Annotated in this window: 18 protein-coding genes and 1 riboswitch; of the genes, 15 read left to right on the top strand and 3 right to left on the bottom strand. The window is 67.5% G+C overall.

Annotated features, from left to right (window positions below):
- Window positions 1–14 precede the first annotated feature (14 nt).
- From IV113_RS19990 to IV113_RS19980, 3 genes are all read right to left on the bottom strand, one after another.
- Complete coding sequence (locus IV113_RS19990) at window positions 15–2,123, bottom strand: transporter substrate-binding domain-containing protein (protein WP_291088633.1); 2,109 nt, start codon at window positions 2,121–2,123, stop codon at window positions 15–17.
- 148 nt (window positions 2,124–2,271) lie between these two features.
- Window positions 2,272–3,516, bottom strand: a complete 1,245-nt coding sequence (locus IV113_RS19985) for a flavin-dependent oxidoreductase (protein WP_291088631.1) — start codon at window positions 3,514–3,516, stop codon at window positions 2,272–2,274.
- Between the two features lie 2 nt (window positions 3,517–3,518).
- The gene (locus IV113_RS19980) at window positions 3,519–4,502 is read right to left on the bottom strand and encodes a tripartite tricarboxylate transporter substrate binding protein (protein WP_291088629.1); all 984 of its coding nucleotides are present in this window, start codon (window positions 4,500–4,502) and stop codon (window positions 3,519–3,521) included.
- 86 nt (window positions 4,503–4,588) lie between these two features.
- Between IV113_RS19980 and IV113_RS19975 the strand changes: the two genes are divergently transcribed.
- The 15 genes from IV113_RS19975 to IV113_RS19905 all read left to right on the top strand — a co-directional run.
- Window positions 4,589–5,170 carry a MarR family transcriptional regulator gene (locus IV113_RS19975; RefSeq protein ID WP_291088627.1) on the top strand — a complete coding sequence of 194 codons (582 nt, stop codon included), beginning with the start codon at window positions 4,589–4,591 and terminating at the stop codon, window positions 5,168–5,170.
- 148 nt (window positions 5,171–5,318) lie between these two features.
- A riboswitch (guanidine-I (ykkC/yxkD leader) is annotated at window positions 5,319–5,417 on the top strand.
- A gap of 53 nt (window positions 5,418–5,470) precedes the next feature.
- Complete coding sequence (locus IV113_RS19970) at window positions 5,471–6,487, top strand: ABC transporter substrate-binding protein (RefSeq protein ID WP_291088625.1); 1,017 nt, start codon at window positions 5,471–5,473, stop codon at window positions 6,485–6,487.
- Between the two features lie 76 nt (window positions 6,488–6,563).
- On the top strand, window positions 6,564–7,574 hold the full coding sequence (locus IV113_RS19965) for a fatty acid desaturase (protein WP_291088623.1): 1,011 nt from the start codon (window positions 6,564–6,566) through the stop codon (window positions 7,572–7,574).
- Between the two features lies 1 nt (window position 7,575).
- On the top strand, window positions 7,576–8,352 hold the full coding sequence (locus tag IV113_RS19960; RefSeq protein WP_291088621.1) for an SDR family oxidoreductase: 777 nt from the start codon (window positions 7,576–7,578) through the stop codon (window positions 8,350–8,352).
- A 58-nt stretch (window positions 8,353–8,410) separates the two neighbouring features.
- Complete coding sequence (locus tag IV113_RS19955; RefSeq protein ID WP_291088619.1) at window positions 8,411–9,172, top strand: 3-oxoacyl-ACP reductase family protein; 762 nt, start codon at window positions 8,411–8,413, stop codon at window positions 9,170–9,172.
- 9 nt (window positions 9,173–9,181) lie between these two features.
- On the top strand, window positions 9,182–10,087 hold the full coding sequence (locus IV113_RS19950) for a DMT family transporter (RefSeq protein WP_291088617.1): 906 nt from the start codon (window positions 9,182–9,184) through the stop codon (window positions 10,085–10,087).
- Window positions 10,088–10,879, top strand: a complete 792-nt coding sequence (locus IV113_RS19945) for a creatininase (protein WP_291088615.1) — start codon at window positions 10,088–10,090, stop codon at window positions 10,877–10,879.
- 2 nt (window positions 10,880–10,881) lie between these two features.
- On the top strand, window positions 10,882–11,595 hold the full coding sequence (locus IV113_RS19940) for an isochorismatase family cysteine hydrolase (RefSeq protein ID WP_291088613.1): 714 nt from the start codon (window positions 10,882–10,884) through the stop codon (window positions 11,593–11,595).
- A gap of 111 nt (window positions 11,596–11,706) precedes the next feature.
- Entirely contained in the window at window positions 11,707–12,474 is a 768-nt protein-coding gene (locus tag IV113_RS19935) for a hypothetical protein (protein WP_291088611.1), read from the top strand.
- Window positions 12,475–12,658: 184 nt separating this feature from the next.
- A complete protein-coding gene (locus tag IV113_RS19930; protein WP_291088609.1) occupies window positions 12,659–13,504 on the top strand; it encodes a transporter substrate-binding domain-containing protein in 846 nt (281 codons plus the stop codon).
- Window positions 13,505–13,527: 23 nt separating this feature from the next.
- Complete coding sequence (locus IV113_RS19925; RefSeq protein ID WP_291088607.1) at window positions 13,528–14,175, top strand: amino acid ABC transporter permease; 648 nt, start codon at window positions 13,528–13,530, stop codon at window positions 14,173–14,175.
- A complete protein-coding gene (locus IV113_RS19920) occupies window positions 14,172–14,828 on the top strand; it encodes an ABC transporter permease subunit (protein ID WP_291088605.1) in 657 nt (218 codons plus the stop codon). Before IV113_RS19925 ends, IV113_RS19920 begins: the two co-directional genes overlap by 4 nt.
- A gap of 19 nt (window positions 14,829–14,847) precedes the next feature.
- Window positions 14,848–15,627 carry an amino acid ABC transporter ATP-binding protein gene (locus IV113_RS19915; RefSeq protein WP_291088603.1) on the top strand — a complete coding sequence of 260 codons (780 nt, stop codon included), beginning with the start codon at window positions 14,848–14,850 and terminating at the stop codon, window positions 15,625–15,627.
- A gap of 87 nt (window positions 15,628–15,714) precedes the next feature.
- Window positions 15,715–16,515, top strand: a complete 801-nt coding sequence (locus IV113_RS19910) for an alpha/beta hydrolase (RefSeq protein ID WP_291088601.1) — start codon at window positions 15,715–15,717, stop codon at window positions 16,513–16,515.
- 80 nt (window positions 16,516–16,595) lie between these two features.
- The coding region (locus IV113_RS19905; RefSeq protein ID WP_291088599.1) for a hypothetical protein at window positions 16,596–18,304 on the top strand (1,709 nt) is incomplete at its 3' end.

The following is an 18,304-nucleotide window of genomic DNA, read 5'->3' as shown; positions in this document are numbered from 1 at the left end:
AGGGGCCAAGCCGTTCAGGCCGCCGGGTCGAGCGTGAATTCGGCCACCGTGCCCACACCGCGCTGACTGCGCACGCGCACCTCGCCGCCGTGGTGGTGCACGATGCGCTGCACCATGCTCAGGCCGATGCCGCTGCCTTCGAACTGCGAGGTCGAGTGCATGCGCCGAAACGGCTGGAACAGGTGACGGGCGTGTGCCATGTCGAAACCGGCGCCGTTGTCGGTGACGCGGTACCAGGTGCGTCGATCTTCCTGGAAGCTGTCGACCCGAATGTGCGCCACCGGCACGCGCGCGGTGTACTTCCAGGCGTTGTGCAGCAGGTTCTGCCAGACCTGCGCCACCAGATCCGGGTTGCCCAGCGCGTGCGGCAGCGGATCGAACCGGATCTCGATGTTCCGATCGGTCTCGCCACCGCGCACCAGAGCCCAGGTGTCCTCGGCCAGGGTGCGCATGTTGATGTCTTGTCGTCGCAAGACCTCCTGGTCGATCTGCGCCAGCTTGCACAGCGCGTCGATCATCGAGTTCATGCGCCGCGTGGCCTTGTCCACCTGCTCGCTGTACTCCAGCGCCTCGTCGGTGTGCCCTTGCTCCAGGCGTTCGCGCATCAAACCCATGAATCCCTGGATGGCCAGCAATGGCGCACGCAAGTCGTGCGCCAAGGCCCGGGTGAACTCGCGCACGCGCTCCTCGCCGCCGTCCGACGGCGGCTGCGTGTCGGGCGCGTCGATGCGCGCCTGCTCGTTCATGGCCTGCAAGGCCAGGTACCCCTGTCGAAACACCGGGTCCTGTGCCATGCGCTCGGTCACGTCGCGCACGATGCACAGCACGATGGTGAGATCGCCCACGCGCATCTTGTCCGCGCTGACCAGGCAAGCGCGCTGTTGACTGTCGGCGCGGGTCACGGTGACGGGCAGCGCGTCCAGCATGCCGTCCAGATCGATCGCACGCGCCATGCTCTTGAGGTTGTCCATGCCGATGTGGTGTGCCAGAGCCCGCAACGGCTGCCCCACCACCTCGCCTTCGGGCAAGCCCAGCAGCGTCGCCACCGCCGGATTGGCGTCCTGCACCACGCCGCTGTGGTGGTCGACCACCAGCATCGGCTCGGGGTTGCGCTGGAAGGTGCGATCGAGCAGCTCCTCGGAGCGGCGCAACGACCCCTCAGCCTCGGTTCGCCGCGCGCGCTCGGTGGCCACCGCGCGACCCCGCTGGCGCAACGCGTACGCCGCCAGCACCAGCAACAGCGAGCCCCCCACCGCGATGCGCCAGATCCAGTGGCGCTGCTGCTCGAGATCGCGCTCCATCGCCAGCTGCTCGGCGCTGGCGGGCTCGTCGTTGAGCCAGCGATCGCGCAGCGCAGGCAAGGTGCCGTTGGCCTCCAGGCGGTCGAGCGCGACCTGCAGGCGCTGGTGCAGCGCGTCGTTGTCACGCACCACCGCCAACGAGTAGGTTTGCAGTCGCAGGTTGTTCAGGCCCGCGACCAACCCGAGCACGTCGCCACTCGCCATCACGGGATCGGCATAGGCACGGGGCAACAAGGCCATGTCGGCGAGCCCCAGCTCCACCGCCTTCAAGGCCGACAGTGCGTCGGGCTGGGTGATGAAGGGGCCCTGGATGCCCGAGAGCCACTTGCTCAGGCTCTCGCGCATGGGTTCGTGGTCCAGCACGGCAATGCGCGAACCCTGCAGATCTTGCAGGGCGCGCGGCGCGGGCCGATCCACCGGCAGATAAACCGCAAAGGCCGGCGCCGCGTGGCCTTTGAGAAAGCGCGCATAGGCCCGCCGCTCGGCGGTCTCCACCATCGCGATCACGTCCACCCGTCCCGCCTTGAACGCCTCCACCGTGGCCGGCCAGCCTTGCAGGCTGACGTCAACCTCCACCCCGAGTTCGCGCCCCACCGCCTGCATCAGCTCGATCTGAAAACCCTCGGCCTGACCGCGGGCGTTGAGGGACTCGAAAGGCGCGAACGCGGCGTCGCCGCCATAGCGCAATGTGGCCTGCGCCTGCGCCACAGGACAGACGGCCGCCCAGGCCAGGACCACGGCACACAGCCAGTGCGCGGCGGGGCTGCCGAGCCAGAAGTCATCTCCCGTCTGATGTCGATTCGCGTGAGTGGATCGCGGCATGCTGATGGCACAGGGTGGGTGTCCCGTCCCCCACGGACGACACCTTTTCGTGACAGTGCCACAAATCCGTGCCCGGCAGGTGTCAGCGTCACAGCAAGTCACCCGATTTGTCGGATACCCCCCACACCACGGGGGCGCAAGCGCCGGATCAGCCCTTCAGCGCAAAGCCCGCGATCTGCTTGTAGTTGTCCGAGATGGCGCGCAGCTCGTCCTGGCTGATCAGTTCGTCGATGTTGCCGAAGGGCTTCCCGCCGCTCAATTCATCGGCTTTCATGATGATGAAGTCCGGCGGCAGGGTGCGGTTGGTTTCCACCACGCGGGCGGTGGCCAGCAGGCGCACAGCCTGGTAGCGCTGCAGGGCGGTGCGCAGATCTCCCCCCACAGCGTGTTCGGTGGCGATTTCGTCGGCCAGCGTGCGTGCATCGATCAGCGCCTGCGCCGACCCGTTGGAGCCGCGCGGGTACATCGGGTGGGCGGCATCACCCATCAGCGTCACGCGCTCGAAGCTCCAGCGCGGCAGCGCGTCCTTGTCCACCATGGGGTACTCGAACACCTGCTCGGCGGAGGTGATCAGCGCGGGCACGTCAAGCCAGTCAAACCGCCAATCGGCGAACGTGGGCAGGAAGTCGTCGGTCCGGCCCGGGCGGTTCCAGTCGTTCATGCGGGCTTCGCTGTCGCGGATTTCGGCCACCCAGTTGACGAGCTGGTTGCCCTGCCCGTCCACGTTGTCCACGATGGGGTAGATCACCATCTTGCCGGTGTCGATGGAGCCGATGCGGATATAGGACTTGCCGCCCAGGATGGGCTTGTGCACCGTGGTGCCGCGCCAGGTGTTGATGCCGGCGTAGCAGACCTGGTCGTCCGGATAAAAGTGCTTGCGGACGACCGAGTTCACACCGTCGCAGGCCACGACCCACTGCGCGCGCACCGGCGCCACCGGGCCCCGGGCGTTGTCGGCAAACGAGAGCGTGACGCCCTCACCGTCCTGCGCCAGGCCGGTGCAGCGGTAACCCGTGTGCACATGCTGCGGGCCCAGGCGCTTCTGCGCCGCGTCAAACAGGATGCCGTGCAGCTTGCCGCGGTGGATGCCCAGCTCGGGCAGTTCGTAGCCCGCATGCCGCCCGCGCGCCTCGCCATAGACGCGCTGGCCGAATCGGTTGAAGAACACGCTCTCGCGGTTCTCGATGCCCACCGCCTCCAACTGGGGCAGCAGGCCCAGCGCGGTGAGTTCCTCCACGGCGTGCGGCAGCAGCGTGATGCCCACGCCCAGCTCCTTGATCTCGGTCACGCCCTCATACACATCACAGGCAATGCCGCGCTGGTGCAGCGCCAGCGCAAAAGCCAGCCCGGCGATGCCGCCACCCACCACCGCGATCGCGGTTTGTTCTGACATGCTCACTCCGGTTTGATGTTTTGAGCCTTGATGAGAGCGGCCCAACGCTCGGCGTCTTTCTGGACCAGTTGGCCAAACGAGTCTGGCGTGCCGGTGGCCGGGTCCATGCCCTGGGATGAAAACGCCTTCTTCACCTCATCGCTGGCCAGGATGTCGTTGATCTCGCGGTTGAGCGTGGCCACCATGGCCGGGGCCATGCCCTTGGGCGCGAACACGCCGTACCACATGTCCACGTTCACGTCGGCCGTGCGCGACTCGGTGAGCGTGGGCACGTCGGGCAGCAAGGCGTGGCGTTTGTCGCTGCCGATGGCCAGCGCCACCAGGCGCCCGCTTCGGATCTGCGGCAGCGCCACATGGATCGGCAGGAACATCGCATCCACCTGGCCGCCCAGCAGGTCGGTGAGCGCCGGGCTGGTGCCGCGGTAGGGAATGTGGGTGATGAAGCTCTTGCTGGTGTTCTTGAACAGCTCCATCGACAGGTGGTGCGGCGTGCCCACACCCGGCGAGGCGTAGTTGAGCTTGCCGGGCGCCCGGCGTGCGGCCTCCACCAGGTCACTGGCGGTCTTGAAACCGGTTTTGGGGTGCGTCACCAGCATCAGCTGACCCCAGCTGGTCAGGCTCACCGGGGTGAGATCGCGCAGCGGGTCGAATGGCGCCTGCGGGTACAGGCTGCGGTTCATCACCAGGGTGTTGACGCTGACCAGCAGGGTGTTGCCATCGGGCGCGGCGCGCACCACGGCCTCGGTACCGATGTTGCCCGAGGCCCCGGCCCGGTTGTCCACCACCACCGGGCGCTTCAGGCGCTCGGACAGCCTGGGTCCGATGGTGCGGGCGATCAGGTCGATGCCGGTGCCGGGCGTGAACGGCACGATCAGGCGCAGCGGTGCATCATTCGTCTGGGCGTGGACCAGACCGGTGCCGGCGAGCACCGCCAGGGCCAGCAGGCCGCGGCGGGCGCGGCAGGCAAGGGTTTTCGAGCGTGTCATCCGATGTCTCCTATCGTTAGCATGCGAACTATTATGGAAGTCGTGGCCACCTGGCCGCCATTCGTAGAATCCCCAGTTTGCACTCCATGACCCTGAAAGACCTGTACCAGCGCCCGGGCTTCCTGCTGCGCCGCACCCACCAGATTTCGGCGGCGGTGTTCGAGACCGCCTGTGCCAGCGTGGGTCTCACCCCGGCCCAGTACGGCGTGCTCACCGTGCTGGCCAACGAACCCGGCCTGGACCAGACCCGGCTGGCGCGTGCGCTGGCCTTCGACAAGGTCACCGTGATGCGGGTTTGCAAGGGGCTGGAGGAGCGCGGCATGATCGAGCGGCGGATGTCCGAGCACAGCAAGCGCCAGATGGCGGTGGTGCTCACGCCGGCGGGCAAGAAACTGTTGCTACAGGCGCGCGGCCCGGCTGAGCAGGCCTACCAGCGCCTGCTCTCGCCTTTGACGCTCACGCAGCGGCAGCAACTGATCGAGATTCTGGAAACCCTCACCCAAGGCCTGGCCGACGACGCGCGCGCACCCTTCGTGCCCCTGCTGCCCCCGGATGCGGCCGACACACCGGCCGAGACCCCTGCCGAAACAGCGACCGCAACCAAGCCGGGGGTGCCACGCACGCCCCGCACCAACACAGGGCGCAGTGCGCCGGCCAAGCGCAGCTGAGCCGCCCGCGGCTATCTGCTTTTGGTGCAAAACCAGCGCCAGCGCGGCGCAGAAGTGGGCTGGCATTCGGCAAAAGGCTGGCACGCTTTCTGCTGATACCACGCTTGCAAGAAGAGCCATCTGGGGTCCGTCCCCGAGACAGCTCGGCACTCAGGTGCACTAGGGTTCCGACCGTTGAAGCGGTGTCTGGTCCGAGAGTGTGCCGGCCTCATCGCAGGCTCCACGGAGGGACAAAAGCCCGGGAGAACGATCACAGATCGGTTCTTCCTGCGCGTCCCTTCAACCCATGGAGCCTCAATGATGAAACCCTCTGCCCCCACCCACTCAAGCCGGCGCAACCACTTCCTCAAACCGGCCCTGGGCCTGGCGCTGTCGATGGCAACGCTCACTTCGTTCGCCCAGAGTGCCCCGTCCATGAAGATCGCCACCGTGGTGTGGATCGGCTACGGCCCGTTCTACGTGGCCGAGGCGCTGGACCTCTACAAGAAATACAAGCTCAAGGTCTCGCTGCAGGTCTTCAACGACCCGGCGCTGATCCCCGCGGCCATCGCCTCGGGCGCGGTCGACGGCGGCATGCTGACCTACGACCAGGTGGTGGGCCAGGTGGCGGCCGGCCGCAACATGAAGGTGGTCATGCCGATCGACTATTCCAACGGTGGCGACGCGATCGTGGCCGACAGCAGCATCACCAAGGTGGCGGATTTCAAGGGCAAGAAGATCGGCTACAACCCGCTCTCGCCGAGTGACTTCCTGCTCTCTTACGCGCTCAAGACGGTGAACCTGACCGAGAAGGACATCACCCCGGTGAGCATGACGCCCGAAGCCGTGCCGGCGGCCATGGCCTCCGGCCAGTTGCCCATTGGCGTGACGTATGAGCCCAGCCTGTCGCAGGTGCTGGGCCAGGGCGGCGGCAAGAAGTTCAAGGCGGTGTTCTCCTCGAAGAACGCACCCGGCCTGATCGCCGACGTGCTGGTGTTCGACGACAAGGTCATCAAGGCCAAACCCGCCGAGATCACCAACATCATGAAGGCGTATCTGGACGGCATGGCCTACATGAAGGCCAAGCCTGATGAAGCCAACAAGATCATCGGCAAGTTCATGGGTGTGTCGGCTGCCGAGGTGAAGGAACAGCTCACCGGCGTCTACAACATCCCGCTGGCCGAGATGCCCAAGGCCTTCGCGCCTGCGAAGGAAACCACCTCGTACTACGCCAGTGGCGAAATCATCGGTCAGTTGCTCAAGGCCAAGGGCCAGATCACCACCATCCCGGCCACCGAAGCCACCTTCGACGCCAGCCTCGTCAAGGCGCTCAAGTAAATCCCGGGGCACCGGCACCTTTGCCCACCAGGGCATCGGTGCGGTGACGACAGCGCTCTCCATTGAAGGCACTTCCATGAAACCGGTTTTCCGATACGAGGACGGCGTGTGGCCGAACGTTGCCGCCATCAGCTTCACCGTGCTGGGCTGGCCTGTGGGCATCGCGCTGCTGGGGCAGACGAGCTGGCTGCTCAATGCGCTGGGCGTGCTGCTGGTGGCGCAGACGCTCATCTGGTCGGCCTACTTCATCCACGAGTTCGCGCACAACGCCATCTTTCGCACGCCGCAAGCCAACGAACGCTGGGGCACGCTCATGAGCTGGATCAACGGCAGCTGCTACGCCAGCTTCGCCGACATGCGCCGCAAGCACATGCGCCACCATGTCGAGCGCGCCGACGTGATCACCTTCGACGCCCAGGCCTTCCTGCGCGCCCATCCCACCGTGCGCCGCGTGGTGCTCGCGCTGGAGTGGGCCTACATCCCGGCGGTGGAGTTCGTCATGCGCGGCTTCGTGATCGCCATGCCCTTCATGGGCGAGAAAAAGAAGGCCGCCCGGGCACACGTGATCGGCGTCGCCGCCATGCGCATCGCAGCACTCACGCTGCTGGGCTGGTGGTCGCTCAAGGCGCTGGTGCTGTACTTCGTGGCCTTCCTGATCTTCATCACCGTGCTGCGCTTTGCCGACTGCTTCCAGCACACCTACGACGCCTACCCCATCCTGGACGACACGCCGATCCCGGCCGACAAGCTGCGCGACCGCGCCTATGAGCAGGCCAACACCTACAGCGACGTGGTGAGCCTGGACGCCAGGTGGTTCAACCTGGTCTGGCTCAACTTCGGCTTTCACAACGCGCACCACGAGCGCCCCACCGCGCCCTGGTACCGCCTGCCGGCTTTCCACCGCGAACTCTACCCCGACAGCTACCCCCAGGTGATCACCGTGGGTGAACTGCTGAAGAGCTTCCACATCAACCGCGTCAAGCGCGTGCTGGCGAGCAACTACGGTGCCGTGCAGCCACCCGGCACGCCAGGTCGGGCCGATGGCTTCCTGGGCGCGGTCGGGGTGTCCTTTTTGACCGCGGTCTGACATGGCCGTCGATCACGGCCTGCAGGGCAAGACCGTGCTCATCACCGGTGCGGCTGGCGGCATCGGCCAGGCGCTGGCGCGGGCTTTTGCGGCGCAGGGCGTGCGGCTGATGTTGCTGGACCGCGCCGACACCGGATTGCACGGCCTCGCCAACGAACTCGGTGCCATCGCGTCGGAGTGCGACCTCGGCGACGCCACACAGGTGGCCGCCGTGGCCAACAAGGTGCGCGAACGCTGGGGCACGCTGGACGTGCTGGTCAACAATGCCGGCACCGAGTACCCCACACCCATCGACGACACCGCGCCCGATTCCATGACCCGCTGGGCCGGCCTGCTCGACAACAACGTCACCTCCATGGTGCGGCTCACACAGGCATTGTTGCCGCTGCTGCCGCACGGCGCGAGCGTCATCAACCAAAGCTCCATCTGGGGCCGCATCGGCGTGGCCGGCTTCTCGGCCTACGCCGCGAGCAAACACGCGGTGGTCGGCCTCACGCGCTCGCTCGCACTCGAACTGGGGGCCCGCGGCATCCGCGTGAACGCGGTCTGCCCCGGCTGGATCCGCACCGAGGCCGCGCTGCGCTCGCTCACCGCCATGGCACAAGAGCAAGGCCGCAGCGAGGCCGAGGTGGAGCGCGAGATCCTGGCGCGCCAGGCCGTGCCCGAGATGCTGACGCCGGCAGACATTGCCGGCGTGTTCCTGTTTCTGGCCAGCAGCGATGCCCGTTCGCTCACCGGCCAATGCCTGGTGGCCAGCCACGGCGAGGTGATGGCATGAGCGCGCCGGGCCGCTCCCAAGCGCTCGCCCCGAAGCGCGCAGCGCGCAGGGTAGTCCAATGAGCATGTCGCTGACACTGGCGGGCCAGGCCGCTGTGGTCACGGGAGCGGCCACCGGCATCGGCCGCGCGATCGCCATCCTGTTTGCCCAGGCTGGCGCCCGCGTGGTGGTCAACCACCTGAACCAGCCCCAGGAGGCCGCCACGGTGGTGCAGGCCATCAAGAACGCGGGCGGGCAGGCCGTGGCGATCAGTGCCGACGTGAGCGATGGCGCCGCCGTGCAGCGTCTCGTGGCCGAGGTGCTGCACACCGTGGGCGACATCCACATCCTCGTCAACAACGCCGGCATCATTCAGGAGAAGCCCTTCCTCGACACCACCGACGACGACTGGGACCGCATGATGGGCACCGACCTCAGATCGGTCTTCCTGATGTCGCGCGCCGTGTTGCCCGGCATGGTGGCGCGCGGCAGTGGTGTGATCGTCAACCTCGCGTCCGACCTGGGCATCCTCGGTCGTGAGAACTACGCGCCCTACTGCGCGGCCAAGGCCGGCGTGATCGGTCTCACCAAATCGTTGGCGCGCGAGTTCGCGCCGCACCAGATCCGCGTCAACGCCATCGCGCCTGGCCCGGTGAACACCGCCATGGTCTCGCTGGACAACATGAGCCCCGAGTGGATGGAGAAGGAACTCGCCACTCCACAGCACCGCGTGGCCGAACCCGAGGAAATCGCAGCCACCGCGCTGTTCCTGTCCAGCGAGCTCTCGCGCTTCTACTGCGGCCAGGTACTGGGGCCCAACGGCGGCTCGGTCATGCCCTGAGTGCCTTTGATGTCGATGCTCAACCACCCATCCAACCGCGTCGCCACCGGCGTGCTGCTGTTCTCCGCGTCGCTGTGGGGCCTGTCGTGGATGCCGTTGAAGTGGTTCATCGCGCAGGGGCTCACTGGCCCCATGGTGTCGCTGCTGTCTTACGGCGTGGTGGGTCTGTTCAGCTGCATCCTCATCTGGCGTCAGCGCGCTGCGTGGCGCCCGCAGTGGGGACTGCTGCTGGCGCTGGCCGTGGTGGGCGGGTGGGCCAACACCGCGTTCGTCAACGCGCTCATGCTGGGCGACGTGGTGCGGGTGATGTTCCTGTTCTACCTCTCGCCGGTGTGGTCGGTGCTGGGCGGCTGGCTGTTCCTGAAAGAACGCATCCCGCCGCTGCGCTGGGCGGCCGTGGTGGTGGCGCTGGTGGGGCTGTGGCTGTTTCTGGGCGGCCCGGGCGGCGTCGATCTGGCCTTCACCTTCGTCGACTTCCTCGCGCTCTCGGCCGGCTTCTGCTTCGCGGCCAACAACGTGATCGCGCGCGCGGCGCAGCAGGTTCCCATGGTGAGCAAGACCTTCGCGGTGTTCGCCGGCTGCGGCGTCATTTCACTCGTGGCCACCAGCGCGCTGGGCCACGCCGTGCCCACCGGCATGGGTCTGGGTGTGTGGCTGGCCGTGCTGGCTTACGGCTTCGTGTGGCTGCTGCTGGCCACCGCCACCTGGCAGTTCGGCGTGACCCACATCGAGAGCAGCAAGGCCGGCGTGATCCTGCTGGCCGAACTGGTGGTGGCGGTGATGAGTGCGCTGTGGTTCGGCGACGAATCCATGACAGGCCTGGAGTGGGCCGGGGGCGCGCTGATTGCCATGGCCGCGCTGGCCGAGGCCATCGACACCTCGCCCGTTCCCAAAACCCAATCACAAGGAACCTGAATGAACACCACCGTGTGGATGAACGAGCTCTCCTGGGTCGACTACCAGTCGCGCGTGCAGCGCGATCAGCCGCCCGTGCTGCTGCCCGTGGGCGCGCTCGAACAGCACGGTCCGCACCTGCCGCTGGGCACCGACGGCCTGCTCTCCAGCGCCGTGGCCGCCGACACTGCCGCGCTGGTGGGTGGGCTGGTGGCGCCCACGCTGTCCTACGGCTACAAGTCGCAGCCCAAGTGCGGTGGTGGGCAACATTTCTGCGGCACCACGAGCGTGGACGCGGCCACGCTGGTGGGCCAGGTGCGCGACGCGGTGCGCGAGTTCGCGCGGCACGGTTTGACCAAGCTCGTGATCGTCAACGGCCACTACGAGAACCAGTGGTTCCTGATCGAAGGCATCGACCTCGGACTGCGCGACGCCAAAGCCGCCGACCCCGACACCGCGCTGCAGGTTATGCGCCTGGAGTACTGGGATTTCATGACGCCCGAGACGCTGGGCGATGTGTTCCCCGACGGTTTCCCCGGCTTCGCGCTGGAGCACGCGGCCGTGCTGGAGACGTCGATGATGCTGCACTACCACCCCCACCTCGTGCGCATGGACCTGCTGCCCGACGACGGCCCGGCCGACTTCCCGCCCTACGACATGTACCCACCGCGCACCGACTGGGTGCCGGCCTCGGGTGTGCTGTCCTCCGCCAAAGGATCTGACGCGACAAAGGGCCATCTGCTCGCCACCGAGGTGGCCCGCCGCATGGCCGAGGCCATCACCACCGGATTCACCCGGCCCACCGGCGTCTGACCATGGACACCGCACTCGACCCCACCCGCACCGCGCTGGTCGTGATCGACCTGCAGCGTGACTTCTGCAGCCCCGGCGGTTACGCCGACAAGGCCGGCATCGACATCGGCCCCATGCAGGCGGTGGTGGCCAACGCCGTGCGGCTGCTGCAGGCCGCGCGCGCCGCCGGCCTGCTGGTGGTGCACACGCGCGAAGGCCACTTGAGCGACCTGAGCGACTGCCCTGCGCCCAAGCTGCAGCGCAGCGTGGACGCGGGCGCACCCATCGGCAGCCTGGGGCCGCTGGGCCGGCTGCTGGTGCGCGGCGAACAAGGACACGACTTCGTGGACGCCGTGCGCCCGATGGCAGGCGAAGAAGTGATCGACAAACCCGGCTATGGCGCCTTCCACCGCACACGGCTGGCGCCAGTGCTGGCCGCGCGCGACATCGAGCGGCTCATCGTCTGCGGCGTGACCACCGAAGTCTGTGTGCACTCCACGCTGCGCGAAGCCGTGGACCGGGGTTTCCTCTGCACCACCGTGGGGGACGCGACCGCCGCGAGCAACCCCGCGCTGCAGGCTCCAGCGCTCGCCATGATCGGCGTGGAGGGCGGCATCTTCGGACGCGTGTGCAGCACCGACGAGGTGGTGGCTTCGTTGCAGGGCCTGACCAACGCCGCACCCGACCAACTGAGCGCCCGCGTGAATACCTGGGTGAAAGCCTTCACCGGACCCTGACGCAAACCTCCGTTCGGGCCGAGCCGATATCCGTTCGGGCCGAGCCGATATCCGTTCGGGCTGAGCCCATATCCGTTCGGGCTGAGCTTGTCGAAGCCCTCACACACACCCATGAACGCTACCGACCCCATTCCCGACCGCTACCACGGCGTGTGGCAACGCACCCTGCTGCAAACCCCGGCCGAACGCGACACCACCACCTGGGTGCGCTGGCTGCAAACCGGCCTGTGGCACGGCGACCTGCGCGTGCCGCCCGAGGCCGATCGCACCACATCCGCGGGCCGCGCCGAGCTGCAAGGCTTTGGCGGCACCACGCTCATCACGCGACCCGATGCTGCGCGACCCGAGGTCTGCACCTGGCAGCGCCGGATCGACCTGCAGCCCCCGCGCAGCACGCCCGACGCCGGCCACATGGTGTTCGAGTCGCCCGACTGCGTGCACGAGACCGGCATTCACGGGCAGTACTTCGAGGTGTGGGAGCGCCTGCCCGGCTCGCTGGGCACGCGCATCGCGCTGGCCGCGCTCGACGCCACCGGCGCACCCACAGCCGAGCGGCTGCTGGTGGCCGGGCGCTACCTCATGCATCTGCGGCCACGCGCGGCACCCTGGCCACTGGACACCGCACCCGACGACACGCTGGCCCACGCAGTGGCGCGCCATCCGCAACAGGCCGAGGCCCTGCTCGATTTCGTGATTGCCTTTGGCACGCGGGAGCACGGCGAGTGGACCATCGAGCGCGCCACCGTGCCGGCGCTGGAAGGCCTGGCGCAGGGCTTCCACGTGCAGCGCGAAAGCGAACACCTCGCCGTGGTCGGGAGTGCGCGACTGCCCCGGCGCTGGCAGGTTCTGGAGTGGCACGGGGTGAGCGCACCGGACTGAAGCGGTCGCGCCGCACCGCCGACGTGCGAGCGGCTTCCCATGCACCAGGCTAGAGGCCGGTGGCTTCGCCGCGCCCCTCGCCCATCGGTTGCGCCGGGCTTTCCGGCCGGTTCGCCGGGCACGCTCCTTGCGCTTTCATGGCAGCGTTCGACGTCTGTTTCCAACCTCCTTCAGGAACCTCACCATGTCCAAGAACCTTGCTCCCTCCACCCGCCGCGGCGTGCTCGCCGCCCTGTTGCTGGCCCCGGCCCTCTGGGGCGCCGCGGGCTCGGCGCACGCCGCCAACCTCGACGAGATCAAGAAGCGCGGCTACATGACCGTGGTCACCGAAGACGACTTCCGGCCGTTCGAATTCGTCAAGGACGGCAAGCCGACCGGCTTCAACAACGAGATGGTCGATGCGCTGCGCAAATACGCCCCGTTCGAGATCCGCCAGGAGATCCTCCCCTGGCCCGGCATCCTGGCCGGCGTGGCCACCGGCAAGTACGACATCGCCATCACCGCCGTGCTGATGACCAAGGAGCGCACACAGTCGCTTGACTTCACCAGCCCCATTGCCGACGCCACGCACTACTACGTCAAGCGCAAGGACGACAGCAGCATCAAGTCGATCAAGGACCTGAACGGCAAGACCGTGGGTGTGCAGACCGGCAGCGCGTTCCTCAGCCGCCTGCCCGAGCTGCAGGCCCTGCTCGCCAAGGAAGGCGGCAAGCTCGGCAAGATCGTCGAGTACGCGTCGTATCCAGAGGCCTACCAGGACCTCGCGCTCAAGCGCACCGACTTCGTGGTCAACACCGTCATCAACCTCAAGGCGCTGGTGGCCGAGAAGCCCGCGGTGTTCGAACTTGGTCAACCGGTCTCGGGCAACTCGTACCCGGCCTGGGCGGTGAAAAAGGGCAACACCGAGCTGCAGAAATTCATGAACGACTTCATCGCCGCGCAGAAGGCCAACGGCGTCATGCCGGCCCTGCAGAAGAAGTGGTTCGGCGAATCCTTCAACCTGCCGGTCAGCTACACGCCCGAGCAGTGAACACCCGGTGACATGACCCGCGCATGAGCCTTGCAGATGTCCTGACGATCTTCAGCGGCGCGCTGACCACGCTGCTGCTCTCGGCTGCCGGCATCGCGCTGGGCCTGCCGCTGGGCTTGGGTCTGGCGCTCGTGCGCTGGGCCCGGGTGCCGCTGCTGGGCCCGGTGGTGGCGCTGTACGTGAGCCTGCTGCGCGCCACACCGCTGGTCACGCTGGTGCTGCTGATCTTCTTTGCCCTGCCCACGGTGGGCCTGTCGGTCGGGCCGGTGCAGGCGGGCCTGATCGCGCTCGTGCTCAACACCGCCGCCTTCAACTGCGAGGTGTGGCGCGCAGCGCTGCTCGATCTGCCGAAAGACCAGATCGAGGCCGCGCAATCGGTCGGCATGGGCCAGGCCCTGCGCTTTCGGCGCATCGTGCTGCCGCAGGTCTGGCGCACCGCACTGCCTGGCCTCATCAACGAGATGTCGCAACTGGTCAAGCTCACCCCGGTGCTCGCGGTGGTGGGCGTGGTCGACATCACGCGTGCTGCCGTGCGCATCGGCGCGCAGACCTACGAGCCACTGCCGCCTTTCCTGGTGGCGCTGGCCATCTACATCCCCATCGTCTTTGCGCTGGTGAGCATGCAGCGCTGGGTGGAGCGGCGCACGCTCTACCGCGAGGCCACCGCATGATGCGCGACTTCGCCACCGTGTGGTCGGAGCGCGGCTTGCTGCTCTCGGGGCTGGGCAACACCGTGCTGCTGTCGGTGCTGGCGGGTCTGGTGGCGCTGCTGCTCGGCGCCTTGTTGTCGATGCTGCTGATGTCGCCGCGGCGAGCGCTGTCGCTGCCGGTCAAGGGGCTGGTGGATCTGGCGCGTTGCACGCCCTTCCTGCTGTTTGCCTACATCGTCTACTACGGCCTGCCCTCGCTGGGCTTGCAGTTCGACGCCTGGAGCGCGGGCCTGTTTGCGCTCACCGCCTACCACGCGGCCTACATGGCCGAGATTCTGCGCGCGGCCTGGGCCGCTCAACCGCGCGCGCCCATCGAAGCTGGGGTGGCGTTCGGCTACAGCGGCTTCGGGCTGTTCCGGCGCATCGTGCTGCCACCGCTGGCGCTCTCCAGCGCGCCGGTGCTGGGCAACCAGCTGATCCAGATCATCAAGGACAGCGCCTTCCTCACCATCATCACGTTGCCTGAACTCACCCACGCGGTGAGCTCGATCCAGTCGCGCCACTTCATTCCGTTCGCCGCCTTCCTGACCGCCGTGCTGCTCTATTGGGCCCTGTGCCTGGTGGTGGAGGCCGGCGTGGCCGCCGTGGGGCGCATGGCCGAGGCGCGGCGCTGACTCATCACCGGTGCACACCATGCCCACACGCATCCCCCTCCTCAGTGTCCAGTCGCTCAGCAAGAGCTACGGCAGTCTGCGCGTGCTCGACAACATCTCGTTCTCCGTGGCGCCGGGTGAAACGGTCTGCCTGCTCGGCCCCTCGGGTTCGGGCAAGTCCACCCTGCTGCGCTGCATCAACTGGCTGGAGCGCCCCGACAGTGGGCGCATCCTGATCGACAGCCAGCCCATCGGCATCACCTCGGGTGGCGTGGTGATGAACGACAGACAGCTCGCGCAAGTGCGCACGCGCATCGGCATGGTGTTCCAGCAGTTCGCGCTGTGGCCTCACCTCACCGTGTTGCAGAACGTGATGGAGGCACCCGTGCATGTGCAGCGCCGGCCCAGAGACGAGGTGCGAGCCGAGGCCGAGGCGCTGTTGAAGCGCGTTGGACTGTTCGACAAGCGCGACGTGTTCCCGGCGCGCTTGTCCGGCGGGCAGAAACAGCGCGTGGGCATCGCACGCTCGCTGGCCATGAAGCCTGCACTCATGTTGTTCGACGAGCCCACCAGCGCACTCGACCCCGAACTGGTGGGCGAGGTGCTGGCGGTGATGCGTGACCTCGCCGCCGAGGGCATGACCATGCTGGTGGTGACGCACGAGATGGCGTTTGCCCGCGAGGCGGCTCACCGCGTGGTCTTCATGGACCGGGGCGTGGTGGTGGAGACCGGCAATCCCGTGGCGTTTTTTGCCGAACCCAGCACAGAGCGCGGGCGCCAGTTCCTGCAGCGATTTTCGGAAGGGCGCGTAGCGGCCTGAGGTTTCCTGGCAACGCGCACAAGGTGTCCAATGCAGTTGGCGTTCTGCCAAGCGCCGCCTGTGGCGGAGCCCTTTCTGGAGCACCCCATGCCCGCAGCCCAGCCCCACATTCGCGAAGCCGGCACCGGCCCGGCCGTCGTCTGCCTGCATTCCAATGCGAGCCACGGTGGTCAATGGCGTGCCTTGATGGCCCGGTTGGCCAACAGCCACCGGGTGCTCGCGCCCGACTCCTATGGTTCGGGGTCGAGCCCGGATTGGCCGTCGGATCGCACGATCACCCTGTCCGACGAGGTGGCCTTCCTGGAACCGGCGTTCGCCCGGGCTGGAGAATCATTCGGTCTGGTGGGCCATTCGTTCGGTGCTGCTGTGGCGCTGATCACCGCACTGCAGCAGCCGCAGCGCGTGCGCGCCCTCGTGCTGTACGAGCCCACGCTGTTCTCGTTGATCGAAGCCGACGGGCCCGCGCCCAACGAAGCCGACGGCATCCGCAACGCGGTGGCCGCTGCTGCCGCGGCGCTGGACGCTGGCGACAAGTCCCTGGCCGCGAAATGCTTCATCGACTACTGGATGGGCAGTGGCAGCTGGGACGCCACGCCCCCTGAGCGCCAGACGGCGATCGCCAACGCCACGGCCAATGTGCGCCGCTGGGCCCACGCGTTGATGATCGAATCCACGCCGCTGGACCACTTCGCCAGCCTCGACATTCCCGTGCTGTGCATGACGGGCGGACGCTCCACCGCCTCGGCCCACGGTGTGACCCGTCGCCTGCTGCGTGTGCTGCCCAGGGCCGAACACCAGGTGTTCGAGCAGCTCGGCCACATGGGACCGATCACGCACCCGGAGCCGGTGAACGAAGCGATCGAAGCGTTTCTGCAACGCCACCCCTGAGCACGCCGCATACTCCCCAGTCCCTGCGCCCCGCCGCCTCGGCCATACTTCGGCACCTCCGGCCAGTCCCTTCCTTTCCCATGCCCCTCTTCGCCACCACGGTCTTCCTCTCCGCCTTCCTCCTGTTCCAGATTCAGCCCGTTGTGGCCAAGATGATCCTGCCGTGGTTCGGCGGCTCGTCCTCGGTGTGGACGCTGTGCATGGTCTTTTTCCAGGTGGAACTGCTGCTGGGCTATGCCTACGTGCATGTGATGCACGAAAAGATCAGCACCCGGCGCCAGCCGTGGGTGCATGGCGCGCTGCTGCTGCTCAGCCTGGCCACCCTGCCGGTGGTGGCCGACCCCTCGTGGAAGCTCGACGCCCAGGCCTACCCCACCTGGAGCGTGCTCGGCGTGCTGGCCACCACGGTGGGGGTGCCCTACCTGCTGCTCTCCACCACCGGCCCGCTGATGCAGGCCTGGTACGCACGCACCTTCGTGAGCCAGGGCGTGCAGCCCTACCGGCTTTACGCGCTGTCCAATCTGGCGTCCATGCTGGCGCTGCTCTCCTACCCGGTGCTGGTGGAGCCGCTGCTGGCGGTGAAGCCGCAGGCCTGGGTCTGGTCGGCCGGTTATGCGCTGTTCGTGCTGGTGTGTGTGGCCACCGCGGCCTACACCGTGCGCCGTCACATCGGTTCATCGGCCACCCACGCCCCTCAGCTGGAAGACGCGCCCCGCCCCGGCTGGCGCGAATGCCTGATGTGGGTGGGTCTGGCGGCCACCGCGTCCATGCTGCTGCTGGCCATCACGCGCCACCTCACGCAGGACGTGGCGCCTGTGCCCTTTCTCTGGGTGCTGCCGCTGGCGCTGTATCTGCTGAGCTTCATCCTGTGCTTCGACGCGCCACGCTACTACGTGCGCCCGTTCTTCCTGATGATCGCCTTGCCGCTGGCCTTCGTGGCGCTCGATTTCGCGATGAACGAGGGCCTGGACGTGCCGGTGCTGGTGGGCCTGCTGTGCGCGGCGGTGTTCGTGTTCTGCATGGTCTGCCACGGCGAACTGGTGCGCCGGCGGCCACCGCTGCGCCATCTCACGCTGTTCTATCTCATGCTCTCGGTGGGCGGTGCGCTCGGCGGCCTGTTCGTGGGCCTGGTGGCGCCCGTGGTGTTCAACGCCTACTTCGAGCTGCCGCTGGGCCTGTTTCTCTGCGCGCTGCTGATGGTGCTGGTGCTCTGGCCCGAGCTGCGCGGCCGCTGGTTGCGCGGGGCCCTGCTGCTGGCACTGCTGCTGTATGGCGTGCGCCTGTCCAGCATTTCACTGGACTACGTGCAGGGCTACACCGAAGTGGTGCGCAACTTCTACAGCCAGACACGCATTGAAGAGAGCGTGGACGAGGACGGCCTGGGCCCCGTGCGCAGCATGGTGCACGGCAGCATCACCCACGGCGAGCAGTACCTGAACCACCCCAAGCGCGCCACCGCCTACTACTGTGAGCGCACCGGCATCGGCCGCGCGCTGCAGAGCCTGCCCACCGACAGTCCGCGCAAGCTCGGCGTGGTGGGCCTGGGCGCGGGCACGCTCGCGGTGTACGGGCGCGCGGGCGACGAGATGCGCATGTACGAGATCAACGACCAGGTGCTCGACCTGGCGCGCAAGCACTTCAGCTACCTGGCCGACAGCGCGGCGACCATCGTGCCGGTGCTGGGCGACGGCCGCCTGATGCTGGAGCGCGAGGCGCCGCAGGCCTTTGACTTGCTGGCCATGGACGCGTTCTCGGGCGACTCCATTCCCACCCACCTGCTCACGCTGGA

It is taken from the genome of Hydrogenophaga sp. (genome assembly GCF_018780385.1).
Lineage (GTDB): Bacteria > Pseudomonadota > Gammaproteobacteria > Burkholderiales > Burkholderiaceae_C > Hydrogenophaga.
This window is presented reverse-complemented; position numbering and strand designations above follow the sequence as displayed.

What these genes read in the sequence shown, in the direction of transcription:
- IV113_RS19990 (WP_291088633.1), bottom strand. Translation starts at nt 2,123, where the DNA reads ATGCCGCGATCCACTCACGCGAATCGACATCAGACGGGAGATGACTTC.
- IV113_RS19985 (WP_291088631.1), bottom strand. Translation starts at nt 3,516, where the DNA reads ATGTCAGAACAAACCGCGATCGCGGTGGTGGGTGGCGGCATCGCCGGG.
- IV113_RS19980 (WP_291088629.1), bottom strand. Translation starts at nt 4,502, where the DNA reads ATGACACGCTCGAAAACCCTTGCCTGCCGCGCCCGCCGCGGCCTGCTG.
- IV113_RS19975 (WP_291088627.1), top strand. Translation starts at nt 4,589, where the DNA reads ATGACCCTGAAAGACCTGTACCAGCGCCCGGGCTTCCTGCTGCGCCGC.
- IV113_RS19970 (WP_291088625.1), top strand. Translation starts at nt 5,471, where the DNA reads ATGAAACCCTCTGCCCCCACCCACTCAAGCCGGCGCAACCACTTCCTC.
- IV113_RS19965 (WP_291088623.1), top strand. Translation starts at nt 6,564, where the DNA reads ATGAAACCGGTTTTCCGATACGAGGACGGCGTGTGGCCGAACGTTGCC.
- IV113_RS19960 (WP_291088621.1), top strand. Translation starts at nt 7,576, where the DNA reads ATGGCCGTCGATCACGGCCTGCAGGGCAAGACCGTGCTCATCACCGGT.
- IV113_RS19955 (WP_291088619.1), top strand. Translation starts at nt 8,411, where the DNA reads ATGAGCATGTCGCTGACACTGGCGGGCCAGGCCGCTGTGGTCACGGGA.
- IV113_RS19950 (WP_291088617.1), top strand. Translation starts at nt 9,182, where the DNA reads ATGTCGATGCTCAACCACCCATCCAACCGCGTCGCCACCGGCGTGCTG.
- IV113_RS19945 (WP_291088615.1), top strand. Translation starts at nt 10,088, where the DNA reads ATGAACACCACCGTGTGGATGAACGAGCTCTCCTGGGTCGACTACCAG.
- IV113_RS19940 (WP_291088613.1), top strand. Translation starts at nt 10,882, where the DNA reads ATGGACACCGCACTCGACCCCACCCGCACCGCGCTGGTCGTGATCGAC.
- IV113_RS19935 (WP_291088611.1), top strand. Translation starts at nt 11,707, where the DNA reads ATGAACGCTACCGACCCCATTCCCGACCGCTACCACGGCGTGTGGCAA.
- IV113_RS19930 (WP_291088609.1), top strand. Translation starts at nt 12,659, where the DNA reads ATGTCCAAGAACCTTGCTCCCTCCACCCGCCGCGGCGTGCTCGCCGCC.
- IV113_RS19925 (WP_291088607.1), top strand. Translation starts at nt 13,528, where the DNA reads ATGAGCCTTGCAGATGTCCTGACGATCTTCAGCGGCGCGCTGACCACG.
- IV113_RS19920 (WP_291088605.1), top strand. Translation starts at nt 14,172, where the DNA reads ATGATGCGCGACTTCGCCACCGTGTGGTCGGAGCGCGGCTTGCTGCTC.
- IV113_RS19915 (WP_291088603.1), top strand. Translation starts at nt 14,848, where the DNA reads ATGCCCACACGCATCCCCCTCCTCAGTGTCCAGTCGCTCAGCAAGAGC.
- IV113_RS19910 (WP_291088601.1), top strand. Translation starts at nt 15,715, where the DNA reads ATGCCCGCAGCCCAGCCCCACATTCGCGAAGCCGGCACCGGCCCGGCC.